The organism is Burkholderia sp. RS01 (genome assembly GCF_039748055.1).
Taxonomy (GTDB): Bacteria; Actinomycetota; Actinomycetes; order Actinomycetales; family Micrococcaceae; genus Arthrobacter.
In genome coordinates, this window is record NZ_JBDLAK010000020.1 from 41,080 (window position 1) to 62,325 (window position 21,246).

The window sequence follows — 21,246 nt, forward strand, 5'->3', positions numbered from 1 at the left end:
GCTACTCGATCCGCCCCACTACGGAGCCGGCGCTGACCACTCCGCCCGGCGCGGTCACGAGTTCCGAGAGCGTTCCCGAGCGGTGCGCTGCCACCTGCGTTTCCATCTTCATGGCCTCCAGCACCAGCAGCGGATCCCCGGCAGTCACTTGTGCGCCCTCTTCGACGAGCCATTTCACCACGGTGCCGGCCATCTGCGAACGCAGCTCCGCCGGGTGCACGCCGCTGCCGTCCATCCCGGCGCCGCTGCCGGTGGTGCCGCCGGCGGCGGAAGCTCCGCCGTCGTACCCGTCCGGGAGTCCCTGACCGGAGCGGGCCCAGCCGTCCAGCAACGCGGCCGGCAGCCCGACGGCCAGCCGCTTGCCGTCCACGTCGACCGTGATGGTGCGGCGTTCGCCGCCGGGGGCAGCCGTGCTGAACTGATCATCGGCCGGAATCTGTCCTGCGAAGTCCGTCTCGATCCACCGGGTGTGGACGCCGAGGCGGTCCGCGGCCGTGAAGTCCGGGGCCTGGACGACGGCGCGGTGGAACGGCAGGACGGTGGGAACGCCGGTGATACGCATCTCGGCTAGCGCACGGCGGGACCGGCGCAGGGCCTGCTGGCGGTCCGCGCCGGTAACGATCAGCTTGGCGAGCAGGGAGTCGAACTGCGGCGGTACCAGCGAGCCGGAGCCGAATCCCGCGTCGAGCCGGACGCCGGGGCCCGTGGGACCGGTGAACTCGGCCACCGTGCCGGGGGACGGCAGGAAGCCGCGCCCCACGTCCTCGGCGTTGATCCGGAACTCGAAGGAGTGGCCCCGCGGGGCCGGGTCCTCGGTGAACCGCAGCTGCTCCCCCGCGGCGATCCGGAACTGCTCCTGCACCAGGTCGATTCCGGTCGTCTCCTCCGTGACGGGGTGCTCCACCTGCAGGCGCGTGTTCACCTCCAGGAACGCCACGGTGCCGTCCGCCGCCACGAGGAATTCGACCGTTCCGGCACCGGAATAGCCGGCCTCGCGGCACACCGCCTTGGCGGCGTCGTAGATTTCCCGGGTCTGCTGTTCGCTCAGGAACGGCGCCGGGGCCTCCTCCACGAGCTTCTGGTGGCGGCGCTGAAGGGAGCAGTCGCGCGTTCCTACCACTACTACGTTGCCGTGCACATCCGCCAGGACCTGGGCCTCGACGTGCCGGGGCCGGTCAAGGTAGCGCTCCACGAAGCATTCGCCCCGGCCGAACGCGGCCACGGCTTCCCGGACGGCCGAATCGAACGACTCCTCGATCTGGTCCATCTCGCGGACCACCTTCAGCCCGCGCCCGCCTCCGCCGAAGGCCGCCTTGATGGCGATGGGCAGGCCGTGCTCTTCGGCGAAGGCCCGGGCCTCAGCGGCCGTGGCCACGGGGCCGTCGCTGCCGGCCACGAGCGGGGCACCGGCGCGCACGGCGATCTCCCGTGCGGTGATCTTGTTGCCCAGCATCCGGATCGCCTCGGGCGTCGGGCCGATCCATATCAGTCCGGCGTCCAGGACGGCCTGCGCGAAGTCCGCGTTCTCGGACAGGAAGCCGTACCCGGGGTGGACCGCGTCCGCGCCGGAATCGGCCGCGACGCGGAGCAGCTTCGCGATGTCCAGATAGGTTTCCGACGGAGCGTTGCCGGCGAGGCTGTACGCCTCGTCTGCGGCAGAAACGTGCAGTGCGTCGGCGTCGACGTCGGCGTACACGGCTACCGAGCCGAGTCCCGCGTCATCACAGGCACGGGCAATGCGGACGGCGATTTCACCGCGGTTGGCGATCAGGACCTTGCGCATCAGTTACTCACTTCTTGTGTTGTGGTTTGCGTTGGGGCATGCGGGGCGATCCGGAAGCGGATGCTTCCGCCGACCGGCACCTGGGCTGCCCGGTCCAGGTGCTCGTCGGTCACGACGCCGATCACCGGGTAGCCGCCGGTGATGGGGTGGTCGGCCAGGAACAGGACGGGAAGCCCCTCCGGTGGAATCTGGATGGCGCCGGCCACCGTCCCTTCGCTGGGAAGCTCGCCGTCCCGGCTGCGCCGCAGGGGCTCGCCGTTCAGGCGCATGCCCACGCGGTTGGACTGCGGGGTGACCTGCCAGGACTGGCTGCAGAGCGAGGCAAGGGCCGCATCGTCGAACCAGTCATCCCGCGGGCCGGGGACAATATCCAGTTCGGTGACGCCCGCCCCCGGAAACTCCGGCTGGAGCTCGGGGCTTCCCACCACTCCGGAATCGGTGACGTGGCCGGCCGGGAGCAGCTGGCCGGCGGCCAGCGGCGCGGGGCCGATGCCGGACATAGTGTCGGTGGACCTGCTGCCGAGCACCGGGGCAACGTCGGCCCCGCCGCGGATGGCCAGGTAGCTGCGGAATCCGCCCTCCGCCGCACCCAGGCTCAGGACTTCGCCGTCGAGCAGGGCAAACGCCGTGGCGGCGGGCACCGTACGCTGCCGGCCGGGTTCTCCGGCGTCCGACGGCGAGTCAATGGTCAGCGGGGCGGGCGCGCCGGTGACGGCGAGGACCTGGTCCCCCACGGCTTCGACGCGGAGCCCGCCGGCGACAGTTTCGACGGCGGCCGCGGAAGACCCGTTGCCCACAAGGCGGTTGGCGCGGCGCAGGGAGGCACGGTCGAGTGCGCCGGCGGCGGAGACGCCCAGGGCGGCGTGACCGTTCCGGCCCAGGTCCTGGATGAGGCTCTGGAGCCCCGGGGAGAGGATGCGGAGACCGGCCACGAGCGGCACCGCCTGCTGTGCTGCTTCCTGTTCTGTTCCTTCGGATACGGTTTCCGGCGCTGCTTCCGGCAACGCGGGCGGCGTTACGGCGACCACCTCACGGACCGGGCGGAACTGCACGCGGTCGCCGGGCCTGGCCAGCGCTGGCTGGGGGCGGCTGAGGTCCCACATGCTCGCGCCGGTGCGGCCGATCAGCTGCCAGCCGCCGGGCGAACTGCGCGGATACACGGCCGAGTAGTTGCCGGCGAGAGCCACCGAACCGGCGGGAACGGCGGTGCGCGGGGAGTTCCTGCGGGGGACTTCCAGAACCTGGTTTTCGCCCACCATGTAGCCGAACCCGGGGGCGAACCCGGCGAAGGCCACGGTCCAGACCTGACCGGAGTGGGCCGCGATCACGCCGTCCGTGCCCAGGCCGGTCAGCGCCGCCACTTCGGCGAGGTCGTCGCCGTCGTAAACGGTGTCAATGACCACTAGGCTGCCGTTCGAATGCGCCGGCGCCGTGAGGTCCATGTCCAGCAGGAGGGCCGCCATGCGGCGCGCGGCCGACGGCGACTCCGCCTTGATCATCACGGTTTCCGCCGCCGCCAGGACGTCGAGCTGCCCGGGCAGCGGGGACTCCAGCAGAAGGGCCTGCAGCGCGAGCACGTCCTGCAGCCCGTCCAGCTCGGCGAGCACGGCACGAGTGCCCACGGGCCGCACGGTTTTCACCCGATGCGCGGTCTCACTTGTTACGGTCATTTGATACTCCGGATTGGGGGTTGGAGTGGTGGAGGGGTTGCGGTGTCCTGCGGGGACGGACTCGGGCGGCGTGACTGCGGCAGGCCGGCTGCGGCCGGCAGCTGCGGGCGGCTGCGGGCGCGGGACCCGGGCTGGGACGTTCAGGCAAACGCGGCAAGGGTGACGCCGGCCCCGCTGAGGGCCGACTTCACCGCGGTAGCCATGGCAACGGCCCCGGGAGAATCCCCATGGACACAGATGCTCTCGGCCCGGATTTTGAGGATGGAGCCGTCCACGGCACGGACGGCAGATTCGGTGGCCATCCGGAGGACATGCTCGGCAACCTGTGCCGGATCCTCCAGGACGGACCCCGGCAGTGAGCGGGAGACGAGCGTGCCCTCCGGGGTGTAGGCCCGGTCCGCGAAGGCCTCCGGTACGGCCCGCAGGCCGGCGGCCTCGGCCAGGCGCAGCACTTCGGAGCCCGGGAGGCCCATGATGGGCAGTCCGGGATCCACGGACTTGACGGCGTCGACGACGGCCCGTGCCTGCGCAGTGTGGTGGACGATGGCGTTGTAGAGGCCGCCGTGCGGCTTGACGTATTTGACGCGCGCGCCCTCCGCTGCGGCAAGTGCCTGCAGCGCGCCGATCTGGTAGACCACGTCATCCGCCAGCTCGTTGGGGTCGATGTCCAGGAAGCGGCGGCCAAAGCCCGCGAGATCGCGGTAGCCCACGTGCGCTCCGATGACGACGCCGGCCGCCGCGGCTTTCCGGCAGGTGCTGCGGATGACGCTGGGGTCACCTGCGTGGAAGCCGCACGCGACGTTGGCGCTGGTGACCGAGCGGAACATTGCCTGGTCATCGCCCAGGGTCCATCGCCCGAAGGATTCCCCGACGTCACTGTTCAGGTCCATGGTTGGCATTGTGACCCCTGTCTCATTGATGTGCCTGCTTCAAGGATGCAACACTTTTCCGAATTGTTCAACAATCCAGCAATTCAACGATCCGTGTGCGGGGCCCAACCAGCCCCGGCGTACCTAGCGCTTGCCCTTTTTCCGGGACCCCTTGCCGCGGCCCTTGTCCGGGTTGGGCGCATAGCGCTGGGCCACTTTGGGCTTCTTGGCCCCGGTGCCGCGGCGGTCCGGCTTGGGCTCTTTCTTCGGCTTCTCCTGCTGGGCCGAGGGCTGCCGCGAACTCTGCGCGGTCCTGCCGCGGACAATGCCGATGAACTCCTCGATCACTTCGTCCGTGGCATCGCTGGGCCACGCCAGGGCGATCTCCGTGCCGGGCGCTCCGGTGAGGCGCCGCGCCACGGTGTCCTTGACGTTGAAATGCCGGGCCACGGACATGGGCAGGATCAGCAGCCCCGCCCCGGACGCCACCACCTGCAGCGCGGCTTCGGGGCCGCCGAGCTCGCCGGCGTCGAGGAAGGTCTCTGCCGACAGGTCCTCAAGCGCCACGTCCTCGAACACGGAGATCTCGTGCCCCTTGGGCGCCACCACCACAGGCTGTTCCTCATATAGGGGAATGACGTTCAGGCCCTCGCGGTCCACGGGCAGCCGGACGAAACTGAGATCCGCCAAACCGTCGCGCAGCACGGAAAGCTGCGCGCCGCCGTCGGACATGAACGAGCGCAACGGGACATGCGGCATCCGCTCTTCCCAGCGCCTGATCCACTTGCCCGGGGTCACCCCGGCTACGTACGCAAAGCGGAGCTCCCGCGGCTGGGGTTCCGGAGGGGCAGGGGCAAGCGTGGGTTCATCTTCAGCGGGCACACCTTCACAGTACCGCCAGCACCGCCCGCTGCTCCCTGCTGCCTGCTGCCCGAACGGCCGGTGTTGGTGCGCCGTACGCGGCTGGCCAGATACCCTTGAAGCATGACCTCTGCTAACTCCCAGTCCATGAAGCCGGCCACCGTTGCCAAGAAGCTTGGCATCTACCTGCCCGCAACACCCCGGGAGTTCCAGGAATCAACCATCACCCGCGCCGACTTCGCCGAGCTCCAGGCCAACCCGCCGGAGTGGCTGGCCGAACTGCGCCGCAACGGCCCGCATCCCCGCCCCGTGGTGGCGCAGAAGCTTAACGTCTCCATCAGCGGCCTGGCCCGCGGCGGCGTCGAAGAGGCACTGACGACGGCGGAAATCACCGCCCTGCTGCAGGCTCCCCCCGCCTGGCTTGTCGCCGAGCGCTCCACGCATGCAGCCGTGCGCGCCGAGGCGCAGCGCGTCAAGGACGAGGCTGCCAAGAAGGACGCCAAGAAAGCCCGCCAGGCCTAGGTTTGTTCGGCCAAGCCGGCCAAAGCGCGGCGCAAAACGTTTCCTGCCCTTGGAGAAACCCGGATTCCTGATCCCCCAGCCTGAGGGGACGGTCATCCCCCAAGGGGGTTCAGCCCCCGCACGGGGTTGCTTTCTTGGAGAGTACGACGACGGCCTCCCATCCCCGCCATTGCGGCGAACAGGCGGCCACGCCGGGCCGCCGACCCACCCTCTATGTGGGGGGACCAGGGGTGCCGCCAAAATGGCGGCCGGAGGCGCTTGGACTCTCCAGGACGTACAGCGTTTCCCCAAGGGGGCCTCTTGATTCTGTGATTGTGCGTGAAGGTATCGCGCACCTCGGATCGATGAGGTCATCATGAAATCAGCACAGTACGAGCCGGGAGCGCACACTTCTCGCCCTCCTGGTGCCCGCAGGGCCGGAATCATTGCCACCGTTTCGGCCGTCATCTGCTCAACGTCCATGTTCGCCATTCCAGCCGCCGATGCGGCCGTCCCCACCTTCCCGGACAACATCGTGGTCTTTCCCGACCGGGACTTTGTGACGATCGAGGGCTACCAGGACCACATTGGCGAGACCGGCACCGTGGAGGTGCGCCGCGCCGGCAAGGTGGTCGGCTCAGCCCAGGGCGTGGTGGCGGCCGGCGATGTCGCCTTCGAAATCAACCATCCCGGCGGCTACTGCTGGGGCGCAGGAACCGGCCTGAACATCACGCCGGACATTCTTCCCGGTGACGTCGTCTCAGTTAGGTTCGGCGCCACAGCAGGCGGCGAAACCACCGTCCAGGACGCCTACGTGACTGGTGACTCCACCCTCAGCGGCACCACCCTCACGGTAAACGGCCACATCGGGGCCGGAGTCAACCCCGCGCAGCTGGAACAGCGCATCATTGAACCGGCGCTGCGGGACACCACAGTCGCCCGCCGCGACATCCGGGCAATCCCCGGTCCTTCGACTCCTGCCCCCAAGGGTGGTTACTCCTCAGGCCTGGTCGTCACGGGCGATACCTTCACGGCCACCTACACCTTCGACGATGCCGTCACCGCTCAAATTGCTGCCAACGCGGGCCTCGGCGAGCGTGCCATGTCGTGGGAATTTGAGGATGCTGACGCCAACCGCCAGGGCCTGACCATCGCCGAATACGGTGAACCGGGCGGCCCCGGCATGGGCGGCTGCCCCAACGGCCCCCTGCAGTCCGGTCCTCCCGCACCTTCCGGCATCACGGCCGCCAAGGTCTCCGGAGGGCTCAAGCTGAACTGGACCCCGGCCGAAGCCATCCCCGGAACACCCGCGATCACCGGATACCGGGCCGTCGCAGTCAACAAGACTGTGACCAACGGCGAGCAGGTGGAGATCGGCAAGCGGATTTCCGGCCAGGCCGCCACCGGCACCACCATCACCGGCCTGTCTGCCACGGATGACTACGACGTATACGTCGTGGGTGTGAGCAGCGTCGGCGAGACCTACCCCGCCGCCCACGCGGTTCCGGTGACTGACAGCACTCCGCCAACAGTGAGTGCTACGCCCAACGGCGGCACTTCCCCCGTCGCGCAGCGGGTAGCGTTGGCCGCCAACGAGACGGGCAGCGACATCTACTACACCACCGATGGTTCTGACCCCGTTCTCTCGGGCGGCGTCCTCGGAGCCAGCGCCATCCGCTACACCGGCCCGATGGACATCGCAACCAACACCACGCTGAGGTTTGCGGCGTTCGACCCGTCCGGGAACGTCTCCACCATCAGCGAGGCCGTTTTCAAGGTCACCAACGATCCGGTTCCTTCGGTTCCAGCCTTCGCTGGGGCACCCGTTGCGGGCCAGGGCACGGCAACCCTGACCTGGACCGCACCGGATCCGGGCGCGGCCGGACTGACCATCACCGGCTACACGATCCAGGCCTACACCGCTGACGGCGCCGCGTTCGGCGCACCGAAGACGGTGGCCGGCGACGTCACCACCCTGGTCTATGACGGCCTCAGTGGTGACACCGCCTACACGTTCACGGTCAGGGCCAGCAACATCAACGGCACCGGGCCCGAATCGGCCAAGACGGCTTCCGTGACAGTCCAGGGTGCATTGGTAGCGGTAGCCGGTCCGGATCAGACAGTAGTCCGGCGCACCACCGCCACTCCGGTCACCTTGGACGGCACCGGTTCCACAACAACCGGCGCCACCTACCAGTGGGAGCAGGTCCTGGCCTCGCCCACCGATCCCAACAAGGTCACGCTGACCGGCACCACCACACTGAAGCCCACGTTCAGCCTTCCGGTCTTCCAGTACCCGATGACCAACAGCCCGCTCACCTTCAGGCTGACGGTCACCGCAGGCACCGACGTCCGGACCGACGAGGTCAAGGTGACGCCAGTGCCGGACCGTGTGACCATCAGCTCGGCGCAGTGGAAGACCGGCGATCTCCGGATCATCGGCACCAGCAGCGTGGTTGGCGGCGTCATCACCGTCCACTCAGGCAGCCTGACCGGCCCCGTCCTGGGACGTGTTACCGTCACCGCAGCCGTGGCGCCGGCAACCGGCGGCGACTACACCCTCCGGCTGCGCAACGCCGCCGCCGGCGCGACCAACCCCGGTACCGTCTGGATTGAGTCCAGCGTTGGCGGCACCGCGGGACCCGCCACCGTGGTGAACAAATAGGAGCTCCGGCCGCCTCAACGATCGCGGGTGACCCTGGATAATTCCACGAAGTTCCGCCACCAGTCCGGTGGCTGCAGGCACCAAGCAGGCAGCCGCCGGACTGCGTTGGGCCCGGGCACAGTCCGTACCTGGCACTGCAGCATCCCGCCGACTGACGGCACAGTCGATTCGCCATCAGCTGGCGTCCGTCATGAGAATGGGCAGCCAGCGCGCGGCTAGCCGTTCAGGGCCGGCTCTCTCAGGAGATCTGCAGGCCGCCGTTGATGTCGTACGTCGCGGCCGTGATGAAGCCGGCGTCCTCGCCCATCAGGAACACCATCAGCGCGGCGATGTCGCGGACCGAGCCGACCCTGCCCACCAGGATGTCAGCCGACATCGCGGCCTTGCGTTCCTCGGTCAGCGTGCCGCCCATGATGTCCGTGTCCACCGGGCCGGGGGCGATGCAGTTGACGGTGATGCCGTACTGGCCCATTTCCCGGGCCAGGGCGCGGGTGAACCCGATGATGGCGGCCTTCGAGGCGCTGTAGGCCACCTTGGAGTACGTGCCGCCGCCGCGCTGCGCCGAAATCGAGGAGACGCTGACGATCCTGCCGAGCTTGCGTTCGATCATCCCCCTGAGCACACGCTGGGTGACCAGGAACGTGCCCGTCATGTTGATTTTGAACACCCGCTCCCATGCTTCGAGCGTCTCGTCCATGAACTCCGTGGGCGAACTGATGCCGGCCAAGTTGGCCAGGGCCACAATCGGAGGCAGGGTCGACTCGACCTGGTCGATGGCCGCGTTCACGGTTGCCTGGTCCGAGACGTCAGCGCCCACGCCGAGGGCCCGGACGCCGTAGACGGAGGTGATGTCCTCCGCCGCCCGCTGCGCCGCGTCGCCGTCGATGTCCAGGATGCCCACCGACCAGCCCTCGCTGGCCAGCATTTCCGCCGTCGCGCGGCCAATGCCTCGCGGAGACGCGGCGCCGGTCAGCACCGCGGTCCGCTCGGCCGGGAACGTTTCGTGATGAGACATGTTCCTCAGCCCTTCGTCGCCTGGAGGTCAGTTCTTGATGTCGAACTCGTCGGCGGCGACTGCTTCTTCACCGACCGTGGACGGCGTGCCCGGCTTCACGTGGCCCTCGGGGCGTTTGCGTGCGTAGAGGAAGGTGGCCACGGCCGTGATGCCGAGGCAGGCCGCGAGGAACACCAGGCCTGACCGGTTGTCGCCGGTGGCGTCGTTGAACAGCCCCACGGCGTACGGAGCCACGAAGCCGCCCAGGTTGCCCAGCGAGTTCACCATGGCCAGGCCGGCGGCGGCAGCCGCGCCCACCAGGGCCGTCGAGGGCATCGCCAGGAACGGCGCAATGGCCGAGTAGATGCCCATGGCGGCCAGCGTCAGGGCGGTCATGGCCAGGATCGCGTTGACCTGCACGAGGAAGCCGGCGGCCAGGAGGCCAACGGCCGCCATCACCATGCTGATGCTGGCGTGCATGACCCGGTTGCCGGTGCGGTCGGAGCGGCGGCCCCAGAAGTACACGAAGACGGCCGCGATGGTGTACGGAATGGCCACGATGAAGCCCACCTCCGTGGTGCTGAACTTGCCCAGAGCGGCAACGATGGTCGGCATCCACAGGCCCAGGCCGTAGATGCCGCAGACCAGTCCGAAGTACAGCGCGGAGTACGCGATGGTGCGCGGATCCTTGAGCCCGGCCAGGAAGTGGTGCGGCTGGCCCTTCTGTTTGTGGGCAAGTTCCTCGTCCATGGTCTTGGTCAGCCATTCGCGCTCGTCGTCGGCCAGCCAGTGCGCGTGGCTTGGGCGGTCGGTCATCAGGATCGGGGTAAGCAGGCCGAGGAGAATGGCCGGGATGCCCTCAACGATGTACAGCCACTGCCAGCCCTGCAGGCCCATGATCCCGTCCATCTGGAGGAGCAAGCCGGACACCGGAGCGCCCAGGGCGTTGGAAACCGGCTGAGCCAGGATGAAGATGCCCAGCACGGTGACACGCTGCGCCGCGGGGAACCACAGGGTCAGGAAGAACAGGATGGCCGGGAAGAACCCTGCCTCGGCAGCACCCAGCAAAAACCGGACGATGTAGAAGGTTGTCTCACCGTTAACGAGGGCCATGGCCGTGGCGAAGATGCCCCAGGAGATGAGGATGCGCGCGATCCATTTCCGAGCACCGAACTTGTACATGCCGCCGTTGCTCGGAATTTCCAGCAGCGCGTAGCCCAGGAAGAAGATGCCGGCCCCGAGTCCGTACGCCGAGGCGCTGAGCCCGATGTCCGCACTCATGGTCAGCTTCGCGAAACCGACGTTGTTCCGGTCCAGGTAGGCAACGAAGTAGAGCAGGACGATGAGCGGCATGAGGCGTCCGCGCACTTTCCGCAGGGTTCTTTGACCCAGCTCGTCCAGCTGGTTCGCAGGATTGATGGAAGTCATGGTGCACCTCGCTTTAAGAAACGGGCCCGCCGGGGTTCCTCAGCGGAACAGTTAATGTTTACCACTCTGCAACCTAATAGTCACCATGCTTATCAACTGCCGTTTCGGCAGGATTTTGGCGGAATTCCGGCGCGGTTAAGCCGTTTCAGCGTCCGGATTTCAGCCAGTCGAGCAACCGTTCCAGCGGCCAGGTGGTGATGATCCGTTCCGCCGGCACGCCGTTCAGTTCTGCGCGCTCCGCTCCGTATTGCAGGAAGTCGAGCTGGCCGGGGGCGTGCGCGTCACTGTCCACGCTGAAGAGGCAGCCGGCGTCGAGCGCCAGCTGCATGAGGTTGTCCGGTGGATCCTGCCGCTCGGGCCGGGAATTGATCTCGACGGCGACCCCGGCGTCCGCGCACGCCGCGAACACCCGCTCGGCGTCGAATTCTGACTCCGGGCGGGTTCCGCGCGACCCCTGCAGCAGGCGGCCCGTGCAGTGGCCCAGCACATTGGTGTGCGGGTCGCTGATGCCGGCGAGCATCCTGTCCGTCATGGTGCGGCGGTCGGAGCGGAGTTTGGAGTGTACGCTGGCCACCACCACATCCAGCCTGTCGAGCATCTCGGGGGCCTGGTCCAGCTCGCCGCTTTCCAGGATGTCCACCTCGATGCCGCTCAGCAGCGTGAAGCCTCCGGCGCCGTCCTCAGTCGCGTGAGCCTGCGCCTCGTTGACCCTGGCCACGACGTCGAGCTGCTCGCTGAGGCGCTCCGCGCTCAGCCCGTTCGCAATCTTGAGGTTCGGGGAATGGTCCGTCAGGGCAAGGTAATCGCGGCCCAGAAGCCGGGCGGCGTCAGCCATGAGTTCAATCGGCGACCCGCCGTCGGACCAGTCGCTGTGGCTGTGCAGATCGCCCCGGAGCAGCGGGCGCAGCCCGTTTCCGCCAGCGGCCAGGGGTTCCGCGCCGCTCTGCCTGAGCTTCTCCAGATAGTCGGGCACGGCGCCGTCCACCGCCTGCCGGATGACCTGGAACGTGGTGTCCCCGATACCCTTTGTCCGCTTCAGCCGGCCGTCCCGGGCCCGTTCGGCAACTTCGTCCGGGTCGAGGCCGCCGATGATGCCGGCCGCTTTGCGGAAGGCCTGGACCTTGAAGGTTGGCGCGGCTCCGCGCTCCAGCCAGAATGCGATCTCATTCAGGGCATCAACGGCATCCATTCATTCCCCTTCCCTGCCGCTCCGGCGTCAAAATACAGCGGGCGTCAGTCCTGGTGCAGCTGGACGAAGTTGCCGCAGCCGTCGTCGAACACGGCCGAGATCCCGTACGGATTCTCGGACGGATCGCCCTGGAACCGGACGCCGGCCGCAGTGAGCCGCTGGTGCTCGGCCCGCACGTCAGGAACACCGAAAACGATGGCCGGGAGGCCGGCGTCGTGCAGTCCTTTCATGTATGCCGCCGCGATCGGGTTGTCACTCGGCTCCAGAAGGAGCCCCACGCTTCCGGCGTCGGAACCGGGATCCTTGACGATGAACAGGTTGTGCTCCGGCATGGCCATGAGCGTTTCGAAGCCGAGAGTCTCCGTATAGAAGGAGTGGGCCGCGGCCGGGTCCTGGACGTGGATGCTGCACATCTTGAGTCGCATGCGGCCTACGCTACGCCGCGCGGCGCCGGCTGCAAACTGCCCACACCGGCGGCGTCCCGCACCCATTGACCTGCGCGGCCGCAGGGGCTGCAATTAAGAACAGCCCGAATTACCGGGCAGGGCCCGTCGCTTGGAGGTGCTGTGGTGCCCGCCGTATCCGAAGCGGTCCCGCTGGGGCCGCTGCAGCTTGTCATCTGGGGCGCAGTGTTGATGGCCGCCGTTGCCTGCATGGTGGTCGCCGTCCGGCATCATGCCGGCAAGCCCGACGCCGATGGTTCAGACCCGCTGTTCTGGGACCTCTTCGGAGGCGCGGCAGTGATCGTCCCGGCGCTCCTCATTCCCGCGGTGGCGTCCCCGTTGGCCGGACTGGCCCTGACGGCGGTCGCCGTAGCGAGCGGCGTCGCCGCTTACCGCAGCAGCCCGCGGATCCTGGCCTGGCACGACTCCAGGCGCCGGCGGCGCCTGGACGCTCCCCGGCTGGAGTCCGCCGCCGAGGTCCACAACGCCGTCCTGAGCCGCTGGCGGCGCTACGAGCTGGATCCGGCGCTGGCCATCGGCTACCCGGACATGGCGGACGTTGCCCGTCCGGAAACCTCCGCGTTCGTGAAGGCGATGCGGGAGGCGGAGCTCCTGAGGGCGTCGTCAGATCCCGGATACGCGCCGGCCGTTGCCCGGCTCGAGCTCGCCCTGGGCCGTGCCGAGAACGCGGCAGGCGTCCCGGGCTGCGGCGGAGGGCTTTCACAGGTACGGCACAGCAGCGCCGAAGCCGCACCACAAGCGTGAATCGGATCATTTTCCTAGGCCGCAGGAGCGGCCGGCCCGGCCATCCGCCGGGTCCGGAGAATAGGAGATTCACATGTCCAGGATCAACAAGATGACGGCAGGCATCATCCTTGCCGCGGCGGTGGGAGGCGGTGCCATCGGCGCAAGACGGAGGAGATCCTGACGGGCGACACCGCCACCAAGGTCGAAGCCGCCGTCAAGGCGGCCCAGCCCGGCACCACCATCGAACGGATGGAGACCGACGCCGACGGCGCCACCTACGAAGCCCACATCACCAAGGCGGACGGCACCCGGGCCACAGTCCTGCTGGACGCCAACTTCAAGGTGACGGGCACGGAGGAAGGTCGCGGCGGCGCCGGGGCAGCAGGGCTTCGACGACGCTGCCAGCAGCTAAGTTCCAAGCAACGCGGGGTCATTCCCGGCCCCATCCGGGCCGTCCATTGGGCGGCATGTGACCCCGCGTTGTGGGGCGGTCTATGCGCCGGCCGGGCTAGGCGCCGGCCGGGCTAGGCGCCGGCCGCGTCCTCGAGGGTTGAGGGAGCGAACAAGGCGGCGGCCACGTCCTCCCGAAGGAAGTAACTCCGGTGTTCCAGCGGTTGCAGGCTGCCGCGCACGACGTAATAGCCCCTGCCTTCGCCGGGCCCGCCCGCGGCGCGGTCGATCGCATCGATCAGGCCCTGGTCCAGCGGGGAATCAGGCCCGCGGTCCTGCAGCAAGGCAAGGTCCTCCGGCAGCAGTGAACTGATCATTCCGTGGATATCCGGCATGTCCGCATCCTTTGTCTCGGCAACGCTCCGCTGTGGTGACGTCCCCCCGTCGGGCGGAACCGGGTGACTATTTCCCGGTTCATCCACCCCGATTGTAAGTGCCCGGCAACGGCGCGGCCAGACCTCCTCCCGGCGGCCCGGATCCGGCCGTAGGATGGGCCCATGTCAACCTATTCGGTCACTCGCAGTGCCCTCATCCCCGCCCCCGCCAAGGACGTGTTCCCGCTGGTCAACAACTTCCATGAATGGACCAAATGGTCGCCGTGGGAAGCCGTGGACCCCGCGCTGAACCGCACCTACTCGGGCCCGGAGTCAGGCGTGGGCGCGAAGTACGCCTGGAGCGGCAACCGCAAGGCCGGCGCAGGCAACATGGAGATCGTCGGCTCGCAGGAACCGGACAACGTCAACATCCGGCTGGAATTCACCAAGCCGTTCCCGGGCGTCAACCCCACCACCTTCACGCTCGTTCCCGAGGGCACCGGCACGCGCGTCACCTGGACCATGACCGGCGAGCACAAGGGCATCGGCAAGGTGTTCGGCCTGTTCATGAACATGGACAAGATGGTGGGCGGGGACTTCGAAAAGGGCCTGGCCTCCCTGGGTGCCGCTGCGGCTTCGCGCACGGCCTAGGAACGCATGGGGTGGTCCGGCACGCCCCCCAACGGGCGTGCCGGATCACCGGTATCGGCGCAAACGCTAGCCCTGCCCGGCGCTTCCCGCCGGCTGGAGCCGCTGGGCCTCCAAATAGCCGAACAGCTGCCGCAGGCCGAAGGTCCACTCGGGCAGTTCCTCTGAAGCGCCGACCGTGTTGACCAGGGCACCGAGGTGGCGGCTGCGGATGGTGACCACGTCGCCGTGCTTGTGCGTGAAGCCCTGCCCCGGTTCGTCCCGGTCCTGCGTCGGCGCGAACAGCGTCCCGGTGAACAGTGCGAAGCCGTCCGGATACTGGTGGTGCCTGCCGTGGGTGGCCGCCACCAGTTCCTCGAACGGCCGGCTGATCCGGGCCACGGTGTTGCGGCCCTCGAGCCGGTAGCCGTCCGCACCTTCGACGCCCAGCAGGATCTCCTCCTCGCGCAGGGTGTCCAGGGTGAACGCGCCGTCGAACAGCCGGATGAGGGGACCCAGGGCGCTGGACGCGTTGTTGTCCTTCGCCTTGCCCAGCAGCAGGGCACTGCGTCCTTCCACATCCCGCAGGTTGACGTCGTTGCCGAGCGTCGCGCCCACCACCTCGCCCCGGGACGTGACGATCAGCACGAGCTCCGGTTCCGGATTGTTCCAGGAGGAGAAGGCCGGGATGCCGATGCCCGCGCCGAGGCCAACGGAGGACAGCACCGGAGCTTTGGTGAACACCTCGGGGTCCGGCCCGATGCCCACCTCCAGGTACTGCGACCACAGCCCCTCCGCGATCAGCACGCGCTTGGCCTCGGCAGCCTCCGCGGACCCCGGACGGACCGCGGCGATGCTTCCGCCGAGGGCCGTGCCCACCAGCTCGCGCATCTCCGCGGCCCGCCCGGCATCACCGGCGCAACGCTCCTCGATGACGCGCTCGATCATGCTGTCCACGAACGTCACGCCGCAGGCCTTGACGACCTGCAGGTCAACGGGCGCCAGGAGATGCGGGCGGGTGGCGTCGCCTGCCAGCGAGGCGCTGACGACGTCGGCCGTCGCCCACCGCGGTACCGCCAGGTCAGGGTCCAGCAGCGCAGCGCGGACTGCGGCAGCGGGGCTGGGCAGCTCGAGCAGTTCCGAAACGGTGCCGGCCACGCGGTGCAGGTCAAAGACCTCCGTGCCGCTGACCGCGACCACCCGGGGGCCGCCGGTCTCGACGTCCCAGACCCGGCCTACGAGCAGGGCCTGCCACGCATCCTCCGGAAGGACCGACGCCGCCAGGTCCGTCATGCCGCTCACAGCTCACCCTCCCGGTTGAAGGCATCCTGCTGGCGAGCCGCCGACGGCCGGTGCCAGACGCCGTCGACCCTTTGCGGAACCTTCCATGGATTGCCGTCCCGGAGCGGTTCCGGCAGGCGGGCGGCGGGGAAAGACTGGTACGCCACCGGGCGCAGGAAGCGGCGGATGGCGGCCGTTCCCACGGACGTGGTGGCCGACGTCGTGGCCGGGTAGGGGCCGCCGTGGTGCTGGGCGTAGCTGACCGTGACGCCGGTGGGCCAGCCGTTCCAGAGGACCCGGCCGCTGATCTCGGTCAGGCGGGCGGCGAGTTCGGCCACGTCGTCGTCTTCTTCGGCCTGCAGCGTGGTGGTCAGCTGGCCCTCGAGGAGTGCGGCGAGCCCGGCGAGTTCGGACTCGTCCCCGTACTCGACCACGAGGCTGGCCGGGCCGAACATCTCCTGCCGCAGGATTTCCGGGTTCCTGCGCACCGCGTCGGCCGTGGTGTGCAAGACGGTGGGCGCCGGCGCCGCGGCGAAGTCGCCCTCGACCAGCAGCTCCACGCCGGTGGTGTCCTGCAGGCGGCGGACGGCATCCGCGTAACCCTGGTGGAGGCGGTCGCTGAGCAGCTGTGCCGGAGTGAAGTCGGCGAGGGCGGCCGCCAGGATGCTGCGGACCTCCGCGTTCTCCGCCGCCGCCATACCCTGTGACGTTCCGGCCGGCGTGCCAGCCGGAACGAACAGCAGCCCCGGCTTGGTGCAGAACTGGCCCATGCCCAGGGTGAAGGATCCTGCGTATCCGGTGAGGATTTCCTCGCGACGTGCTGCCCAGGCGCTCCGGGTGACGAAGACGGCGTTGATGCCTCCAAGTTCCCCGAAGAAGGGGATGGGTTCCGGCCGCGCAGCGGCGCGGTTTAGCAGTGCCCGGCCGCCCGCCGTCGAACCCGTGAAGCCGATGGCCTTCACCAGCGAATGGTCCACCAGTGCTTCGGCCGCCTGCCGTCCGGTGACCAGGGCAAAGAGGCCCGACGGCGCGCCGGCGGCGTCGAGCGCTGCCGCCACCGTCTGGGCGGTGCGGACCGCGAGCTCGCGGTGCCCGTCATGTGCCTTGTGCACGACGGCGCAGCCGGCGGCGAGTGCCGAGGCGCTGTCGCCGCCCATCACGCTGAACGCGAAGGGGAAGTTCGAGGCTCCGAAGACCCCCACCACGCCGAGCGGAACGTTGTAGCGGCGCAGGTCCGGCCGCGGTCCCATGCCCCACGAGGGGTCCGCGTGGTCGATCGTGGCGTCAAAGTGCTCGCCCTGCAGGATTTCGGCCGCGAAGAGCCGCAGCTGGAAAACGGTGCGTTTGAGTTCGCCTTCCAGGCGCGGCGCGCCGAGGTGCGTCTCCCGGACGGCGATCTCCACGAGCCGCTTGGAGTCCTGTTCCAGTCCGGCCGCGATGGCCTCAAGCCACCCGGCCCGGGTGGCGGGATCCGCCGTCCGGCCCTGTTCGAAGGCGTCCTGTGCCTCCTCGACGGCCGCATTGAGCTGGTCCGGTCCGGTGGCCGCCCCGGCTGCGGAGTTCCGGACCGCGGTGTCCGCGGCGGTCATCGGCCGGCCTCCGCGGGAACCCGCGAGGCGCCCGTGACGGCTGCCCTGCCGCCCACTTCCTGCCATCCCGCGCCGGCAGGGAATTCCCAGCGGGTGCGGGCCGCGCTGAACATTTCGGCGCCTGTGCCGGGGAGCTTCGGCGCGGCGTAGCGTCCGTTGACGATCCGGACGGGCTCCGCGAAGTGTTCGTGCAGGTGGTCGACGTACTCGATCATGCGGCCTTCCTGGCTGCCGCTGACGGCGGCGTAGTCGAAGAAGGAGAAGTGCTGGACCAGTTCGCACAGTCCCACGCCGCCGGCATGCGGGCACACCGGCACGCCGAACTTCGCCGCCAGCAGGAGGTTGGCGATGTTCTCGTTGACGCCGCCCACGCGGGTGGAGTCGAGCTGGAGGACGTCGATGGCGCCGGCCTGGAGGAGCTGCTTGAACACGATCCGGCTGGCCACGGCCTCACCGGTGGCCACCCGCACCGGCGAAACGCCCTTCCGGATCTCGGCGTGGCCCAGGATGTCGTCGGTGCTGGTGGGTTCTTCGATCCAGTATGGGTTGAACTCGGCCAGCTGGTTGACCCATTCGATGGCCTCGGACACTTCCCAGCGCTGGTTGGCGTCGATGGCGATCGAGAGGTCGCCCACGGCCTGGCGGGCCAGGGCCATGCGGCGGCGGTCGTCGTTGATGTCGCCACCCACTTTGAGCTTGATCATGGAAAAGCCGTCTGCGGCGGCTTCCCTGCTCAGCCGGACCAGCTTCTCGTCGCTGTATCCGAGCCAGCCCGGGGAGGTGGTGTAGGCCGGGTAGCCGTCGGCCTGCAGCGCGGCGATGCGGGCCGCCTTGCCGTCCTGGCCGGCGCGCAGGATGTCCAGCGCCTGCTGGGGGTTAAGGGCGTCGCGGATGTGGGTGAAGTCCACCACGTCCACGATCTCCTCGGGGGACATTTCGCTGAGTAGGAGCCAGAGGGGCTTGTTCTCGCGGCGGCCGCGGATGTCCCACAGGGCGCTGATCAGGGCGCCGCAGGCCATGTGCGTCACGCCCTTCTCCGGCCCGAGCCAGCGCAGCTGGGAGTCGTGGATGAGGCGCTTGGACGCGCCGCCCAGGTCGTAGATCAGCTCGTCGATGTCGCGGCCCATGAGCAGGCGGGCGTAGGCGTCGACGGCGGCTGTCAGGATCTCGTTGCCGCGGCCGCAGCTGAATACAAAGCCGTGGCCTTCGTCGCCCGCGTCGGTGCGGATCACGACGTAGGCGGCGGAGTAGTCGGGGTCGACATTGACCGCGTCGGAGCCGTCGAGTTCCAGGGACGTCGGGAAGCGGACGTCCTGGGTGGTGATGGAGGTGATGGAAGGCATGGATCTCTTCTCTCGTGGCAGTGCTGGAGGGGATGGGCATGATTTCCTATATGAATTTCGATAATCATATAGGAACTGTGACCCAGATCAAGTCCCGGACTCCCGCGTCCCGTCTCCGCCGGCGCCACGGGACAGAAAAATGCCCCGGCCACAAAGGCCGGGGCTGAGGTGCGGCGAGGCTCCGCCTACCGGATAATCCGCTTCCGGGGCGGCCCGCCGTCCTCCAGAGGCGACAGTTCCGCATGCCCCTCGAAGGCCTGGGCGAAGCGGCCAAAGGAGTTGCGGATATGTTCCGCCATGGCGGCCTCGGCCTGCTCCGGCAGGCATGCCTCGATCGCATCCCGGACGGCCGAATGCTCGGCCACGGTGATGGCGCCGTCGACGTCGGCGGGGTACAGGCGGAAGGTGTGGAGGTGGCAGTGGGTCTGGGCGAAGGCGTGGCGGACCACCGGGTTGCCCGAGGCTGCGAGGATGGTGTCGTGAAAGCGAGTGTCGTGGGCCACGAGGTCCTGCCGCAGGTCCCCCGCGGTGGCCATGGTCTCCCGGAACCCGGCAAGCTCCTTCCCCAGGGCCGCCGCAGGATTCGCCAGCCGGTCCACGGCGGCCGCGCGCGCCGCCCAGGGCTCCACGAGGAGACGGAATTCAAATAGCGACCGCAGCTCAGCCAGCCCCAGCAGCGGGGTGGTGCTGTAGCCGCGCCCGGGGCTGTAGACCACCAGGTTGTCGCCCTCGAGGCGCTGCAGCACTTCCCGCACGGGCGTCTGCGAGACGCCGAGGGTGCGCGCAACGGCGTCGATGTTGATGCGCGTGCCCGGCGCAATTTCGCCCTCCAGGATGGCCGCGCGCATGGACGAATAAACGTCAGTGACTGCGGCTTTGCCTCGTGAAGTATCGGACGATTGACGTGGTGGCACGCGCTTACCTCTTTGGTTCTGGTCTGACGGGAGTCGTTTGGGGAATCATAAGCCACCGCGCGCCGCGGACGGAGTGCGGAACTTTTTTGGAGCAGGACTTGATCCGGATCACATTATCTATATGATTAACCAGATTCCTATATGATTTTGGCGCCGACATCTTCGGCGTCTTCCCTCCCGCCGGTGCCCAGGGCACCCGAAGCCATGTTCACGTCGAAGGAGACCGCATGACTGCGCTCGGAAGCAAGACCGCCACCAAGTCATCCCCCACACCACCGCGCCTCATGACCCGGAAGCGCTGGGTCATCATCTGGCTCGCCTTCATCGGGCTCAGCATCAACTACCTTGACCGCTCAAGCCTGAGCGTCGCACTACCGTTCATGGGCAAGGACTTCGAGCTCACCGCCACGCAGCAGGGCCTCATCTTTGCCGCCTTCTTCTGGGCCTACGACTTCTGCCAGCTCGCCGCCGGCTGGTACGTGGACAAGGTGGGGCCGCGCCGGTCATTCTCCCTGGCGGCGGTGTGGTGGTCCGTCTTCACCATGGTGACCGCCGCAGCGACCAGCTTCTGGTCACTCTTCGCCGCAAGGTTCCTCCTCGGCGTCGGCGAAAGCCCGGCCCCCAGCACCGCCGCCAAGGTGGTTGCCACCTGGTTCCCCGTCCGGGAGCGCGCATTCGCCACCAGCATCTGGGACTCCGGATCGCGGGTGGGCGCCGTCATCGCACTGCCCATCGTCACGCTGATCGTGGCGGTCACCTCCTGGCACGCGGTCTTCATCATCATCGGAATCGCCGGCCTCATCTGGGCCGCCGTCTGGTGGAAGGTGTACCGCAGCCCGCAGGAACACCCGGGCGCCAATGCCGCCGAAGTGGCCTACATCGAAGAAGGCGGCGCCCGCGGCGAAGCCAGCGATGACGCCGGAGCCGCCAAGCTGCCGTGGCGTTCGCTCTTCAAGTACCGCACGGTCCTCAGCATGATGTTCGGCTTCTTCTGCCTGAACAGCGCCATCTACTTCTTCATCACCTTCTTCCCGAGCTACCTCGTGAAGGAACGCGGCTTCGACCTCCTGAAGCTTGGCTTCTTTGGCGCCATCCCGGGCATCTGCGCCGTGCTGTGCGGCTGGCTCGGCGGCTACCTGGCCGACCGCGCAGTCCGGGCCGGCGCATCCGTCACCAAGGTCCGCAAGACTGCCATTGCCGGCGGACTCGCAGGCGGCTCCGTCATCATGTTCGCCGCACTGGTTCCCGAAGCATGGATGGCCCTCGCGCTGCTGTCCGTCGCGTACTCCAGCCTCACCGTTGCCGCCACCGGCATCTGGTCGCTGCCGGCCGACATCGCACCCAGCTCCCGGCACGTGGGCTCCATCGGCGGCCTGCAGAACTTCGCTTCCAACCTGGCCGGCATCTTCACCCCGATCCTGATCGGCGTGCTTGTGGACCAGACCGGATCGTTCGTGGCGCCGCTCGCCGTCATCGGCGCGGTCTCCCTCATCGGTGCCGCCAACTACCTGTTCGTCATGGGCAAGATCGAACCCCTGAAGGTAAAGGAGCCGGTACCGGCGGTTTAACAACAGCAAC

General features: G+C 68.4%; 19 protein-coding genes. 6 read left to right on the top strand and 13 right to left on the bottom strand.

Features of this window, described 5'->3' with window-relative positions; all coding sequences use genetic code 11:
• Position 1: 1 nt before the first annotated feature.
• The 4 genes from ABFP37_RS17355 to ABFP37_RS17370 form a co-directional block, all read right to left on the bottom strand.
• Positions 2-1,783 carry a biotin carboxylase N-terminal domain-containing protein gene (locus ABFP37_RS17355; RefSeq protein ID WP_347034319.1) on the bottom strand — a complete coding sequence of 594 codons (1,782 nt, stop codon included), beginning with the start codon at positions 1,781-1,783 and terminating at the stop codon, positions 2-4.
• Entirely contained in the window at positions 1,783-3,453 is a 1,671-nt protein-coding gene (locus ABFP37_RS17360; RefSeq protein ID WP_347034320.1) for a 5-oxoprolinase/urea amidolyase family protein, read from the bottom strand. The genes ABFP37_RS17355 and ABFP37_RS17360 overlap by 1 nt, the downstream gene beginning before the upstream one ends.
• 140 nt (positions 3,454-3,593) lie before the next feature.
• Positions 3,594-4,352 (bottom strand): 5-oxoprolinase subunit PxpA, encoded by a 759-nt coding sequence (locus ABFP37_RS17365; protein WP_078028651.1) that lies wholly within the window; start codon positions 4,350-4,352, stop codon positions 3,594-3,596.
• 114 nt (positions 4,353-4,466) lie between these two features.
• The gene (locus tag ABFP37_RS17370; RefSeq protein ID WP_078028652.1) at positions 4,467-5,204 is read right to left on the bottom strand and encodes a LysR family substrate-binding domain-containing protein; all 738 of its coding nucleotides are present in this window, start codon (positions 5,202-5,204) and stop codon (positions 4,467-4,469) included.
• Between the two features lie 102 nt (positions 5,205-5,306).
• Here ABFP37_RS17370 and ABFP37_RS17375 point away from each other — a divergent pair, with 102 nt between their 5' ends.
• Together ABFP37_RS17375 and ABFP37_RS17380 are read left to right on the top strand one after the other, a co-directional pair.
• A complete protein-coding gene (locus ABFP37_RS17375; protein WP_078028653.1) occupies positions 5,307-5,705 on the top strand; it encodes a DUF5997 family protein in 399 nt (132 codons plus the stop codon).
• Between the two features lie 355 nt (positions 5,706-6,060).
• On the top strand, positions 6,061-8,349 hold the full coding sequence (locus tag ABFP37_RS17380; RefSeq protein ID WP_347034321.1) for a fibronectin type III domain-containing protein: 2,289 nt from the start codon (positions 6,061-6,063) through the stop codon (positions 8,347-8,349).
• A 238-nt stretch (positions 8,350-8,587) separates the two neighbouring features.
• On the opposite strand, the gene ABFP37_RS17385 is transcribed toward ABFP37_RS17380, so the two are convergent.
• From ABFP37_RS17385 to ABFP37_RS17400, 4 genes are all read right to left on the bottom strand, one after another.
• Positions 8,588-9,364: an SDR family NAD(P)-dependent oxidoreductase gene (locus ABFP37_RS17385; protein ID WP_078028655.1), complete on the bottom strand. Its 777-nt coding sequence runs from the start codon at positions 9,362-9,364 to the stop codon at positions 8,588-8,590.
• 27 nt (positions 9,365-9,391) lie between these two features.
• Positions 9,392-10,771, bottom strand: a complete 1,380-nt coding sequence (locus tag ABFP37_RS17390; RefSeq protein WP_347034322.1) for an MFS transporter — start codon at positions 10,769-10,771, stop codon at positions 9,392-9,394.
• Between the two features lie 145 nt (positions 10,772-10,916).
• Positions 10,917-11,960 (bottom strand): PHP domain-containing protein, encoded by a 1,044-nt coding sequence (locus ABFP37_RS17395; protein ID WP_347034323.1) that lies wholly within the window; start codon positions 11,958-11,960, stop codon positions 10,917-10,919.
• A 44-nt stretch (positions 11,961-12,004) separates the two neighbouring features.
• The gene (locus ABFP37_RS17400) at positions 12,005-12,385 is read right to left on the bottom strand and encodes a VOC family protein (protein WP_078028658.1); all 381 of its coding nucleotides are present in this window, start codon (positions 12,383-12,385) and stop codon (positions 12,005-12,007) included.
• A gap of 144 nt (positions 12,386-12,529) precedes the next feature.
• Here ABFP37_RS17400 and ABFP37_RS17405 point away from each other — a divergent pair, with 144 nt between their 5' ends.
• Positions 12,530-13,168 carry a hypothetical protein gene (locus ABFP37_RS17405; protein WP_347034324.1) on the top strand — a complete coding sequence of 213 codons (639 nt, stop codon included), beginning with the start codon at positions 12,530-12,532 and terminating at the stop codon, positions 13,166-13,168.
• Positions 13,169-13,399: 231 nt separating this feature from the next.
• Complete coding sequence (locus ABFP37_RS17410; protein ID WP_347034325.1) at positions 13,400-13,678, top strand: hypothetical protein; 279 nt, start codon at positions 13,400-13,402, stop codon at positions 13,676-13,678.
• On the opposite strand, the gene ABFP37_RS17415 is transcribed toward ABFP37_RS17410, so the two are convergent.
• Entirely contained in the window at positions 13,675-13,935 is a 261-nt protein-coding gene (locus tag ABFP37_RS17415; protein ID WP_078028661.1) for a hypothetical protein, read from the bottom strand. The two genes, ABFP37_RS17410 and ABFP37_RS17415, sit on opposite strands and share 4 nt — an antisense overlap.
• 162 nt (positions 13,936-14,097) lie before the next feature.
• On the opposite strand from ABFP37_RS17415, the gene ABFP37_RS17420 reads away from it, so the two are divergent.
• Positions 14,098-14,565 (top strand): SRPBCC family protein, encoded by a 468-nt coding sequence (locus ABFP37_RS17420; RefSeq protein ID WP_078028662.1) that lies wholly within the window; start codon positions 14,098-14,100, stop codon positions 14,563-14,565.
• Between the two features lie 66 nt (positions 14,566-14,631).
• Here ABFP37_RS17420 and ABFP37_RS17425 read toward each other — a convergent pair whose 3' ends face one another.
• From ABFP37_RS17425 to ABFP37_RS17440, 4 genes are all read right to left on the bottom strand, one after another.
• On the bottom strand, positions 14,632-15,834 hold the full coding sequence (locus tag ABFP37_RS17425) for a fumarylacetoacetate hydrolase family protein (protein WP_078028693.1): 1,203 nt from the start codon (positions 15,832-15,834) through the stop codon (positions 14,632-14,634).
• 5 nt (positions 15,835-15,839) lie between these two features.
• Positions 15,840-17,411: an aldehyde dehydrogenase (NADP(+)) gene (locus tag ABFP37_RS17430; RefSeq protein WP_347034326.1), complete on the bottom strand. Its 1,572-nt coding sequence runs from the start codon at positions 17,409-17,411 to the stop codon at positions 15,840-15,842.
• Complete coding sequence (locus ABFP37_RS17435) at positions 17,408-18,754, bottom strand: L-fuconate dehydratase (protein ID WP_078028664.1); 1,347 nt, start codon at positions 18,752-18,754, stop codon at positions 17,408-17,410. Before ABFP37_RS17435 ends, ABFP37_RS17430 begins: the two co-directional genes overlap by 4 nt.
• Positions 18,755-18,939: 185 nt before the next feature.
• A complete protein-coding gene (locus tag ABFP37_RS17440; protein WP_260680935.1) occupies positions 18,940-19,668 on the bottom strand; it encodes a GntR family transcriptional regulator in 729 nt (242 codons plus the stop codon).
• 227 nt (positions 19,669-19,895) lie between these two features.
• On the opposite strand from ABFP37_RS17440, the gene ABFP37_RS17445 reads away from it, so the two are divergent.
• Positions 19,896-21,236 carry an MFS transporter gene (locus tag ABFP37_RS17445; RefSeq protein WP_347034327.1) on the top strand — a complete coding sequence of 447 codons (1,341 nt, stop codon included), beginning with the start codon at positions 19,896-19,898 and terminating at the stop codon, positions 21,234-21,236.
• Positions 21,237-21,246: the final 10 nt, after the last annotated feature.

What these genes read in the sequence shown, in the direction of transcription:
- ABFP37_RS17355 (WP_347034319.1), bottom strand. Translation starts at nt 1,783, where the DNA reads ATGCGCAAGGTCCTGATCGCCAACCGCGGTGAAATCGCCGTCCGCATT.
- ABFP37_RS17360 (WP_347034320.1), bottom strand. Translation starts at nt 3,453, where the DNA reads ATGACCGTAACAAGTGAGACCGCGCATCGGGTGAAAACCGTGCGGCCC.
- ABFP37_RS17365 (WP_078028651.1), bottom strand. Translation starts at nt 4,352, where the DNA reads ATGCCAACCATGGACCTGAACAGTGACGTCGGGGAATCCTTCGGGCGA.
- ABFP37_RS17375 (WP_078028653.1), top strand. Translation starts at nt 5,307, where the DNA reads ATGACCTCTGCTAACTCCCAGTCCATGAAGCCGGCCACCGTTGCCAAG.
- ABFP37_RS17380 (WP_347034321.1), top strand. Translation starts at nt 6,061, where the DNA reads ATGAAATCAGCACAGTACGAGCCGGGAGCGCACACTTCTCGCCCTCCT.
- ABFP37_RS17385 (WP_078028655.1), bottom strand. Translation starts at nt 9,364, where the DNA reads ATGTCTCATCACGAAACGTTCCCGGCCGAGCGGACCGCGGTGCTGACC.
- ABFP37_RS17390 (WP_347034322.1), bottom strand. Translation starts at nt 10,771, where the DNA reads ATGACTTCCATCAATCCTGCGAACCAGCTGGACGAGCTGGGTCAAAGA.
- ABFP37_RS17395 (WP_347034323.1), bottom strand. Translation starts at nt 11,960, where the DNA reads ATGGATGCCGTTGATGCCCTGAATGAGATCGCATTCTGGCTGGAGCGC.
- ABFP37_RS17400 (WP_078028658.1), bottom strand. Translation starts at nt 12,385, where the DNA reads ATGCGACTCAAGATGTGCAGCATCCACGTCCAGGACCCGGCCGCGGCC.
- ABFP37_RS17410 (WP_347034325.1), top strand. Translation starts at nt 13,400, where the DNA reads ATGGAGACCGACGCCGACGGCGCCACCTACGAAGCCCACATCACCAAG.
- ABFP37_RS17415 (WP_078028661.1), bottom strand. Translation starts at nt 13,935, where the DNA reads ATGCCGGATATCCACGGAATGATCAGTTCACTGCTGCCGGAGGACCTT.
- ABFP37_RS17420 (WP_078028662.1), top strand. Translation starts at nt 14,098, where the DNA reads ATGTCAACCTATTCGGTCACTCGCAGTGCCCTCATCCCCGCCCCCGCC.
- ABFP37_RS17425 (WP_078028693.1), bottom strand. Translation starts at nt 15,834, where the DNA reads ATGACGGACCTGGCGGCGTCGGTCCTTCCGGAGGATGCGTGGCAGGCC.
- ABFP37_RS17430 (WP_347034326.1), bottom strand. Translation starts at nt 17,411, where the DNA reads ATGACCGCCGCGGACACCGCGGTCCGGAACTCCGCAGCCGGGGCGGCC.
- ABFP37_RS17435 (WP_078028664.1), bottom strand. Translation starts at nt 18,754, where the DNA reads ATGCCTTCCATCACCTCCATCACCACCCAGGACGTCCGCTTCCCGACG.
- ABFP37_RS17445 (WP_347034327.1), top strand. Translation starts at nt 19,896, where the DNA reads ATGACTGCGCTCGGAAGCAAGACCGCCACCAAGTCATCCCCCACACCA.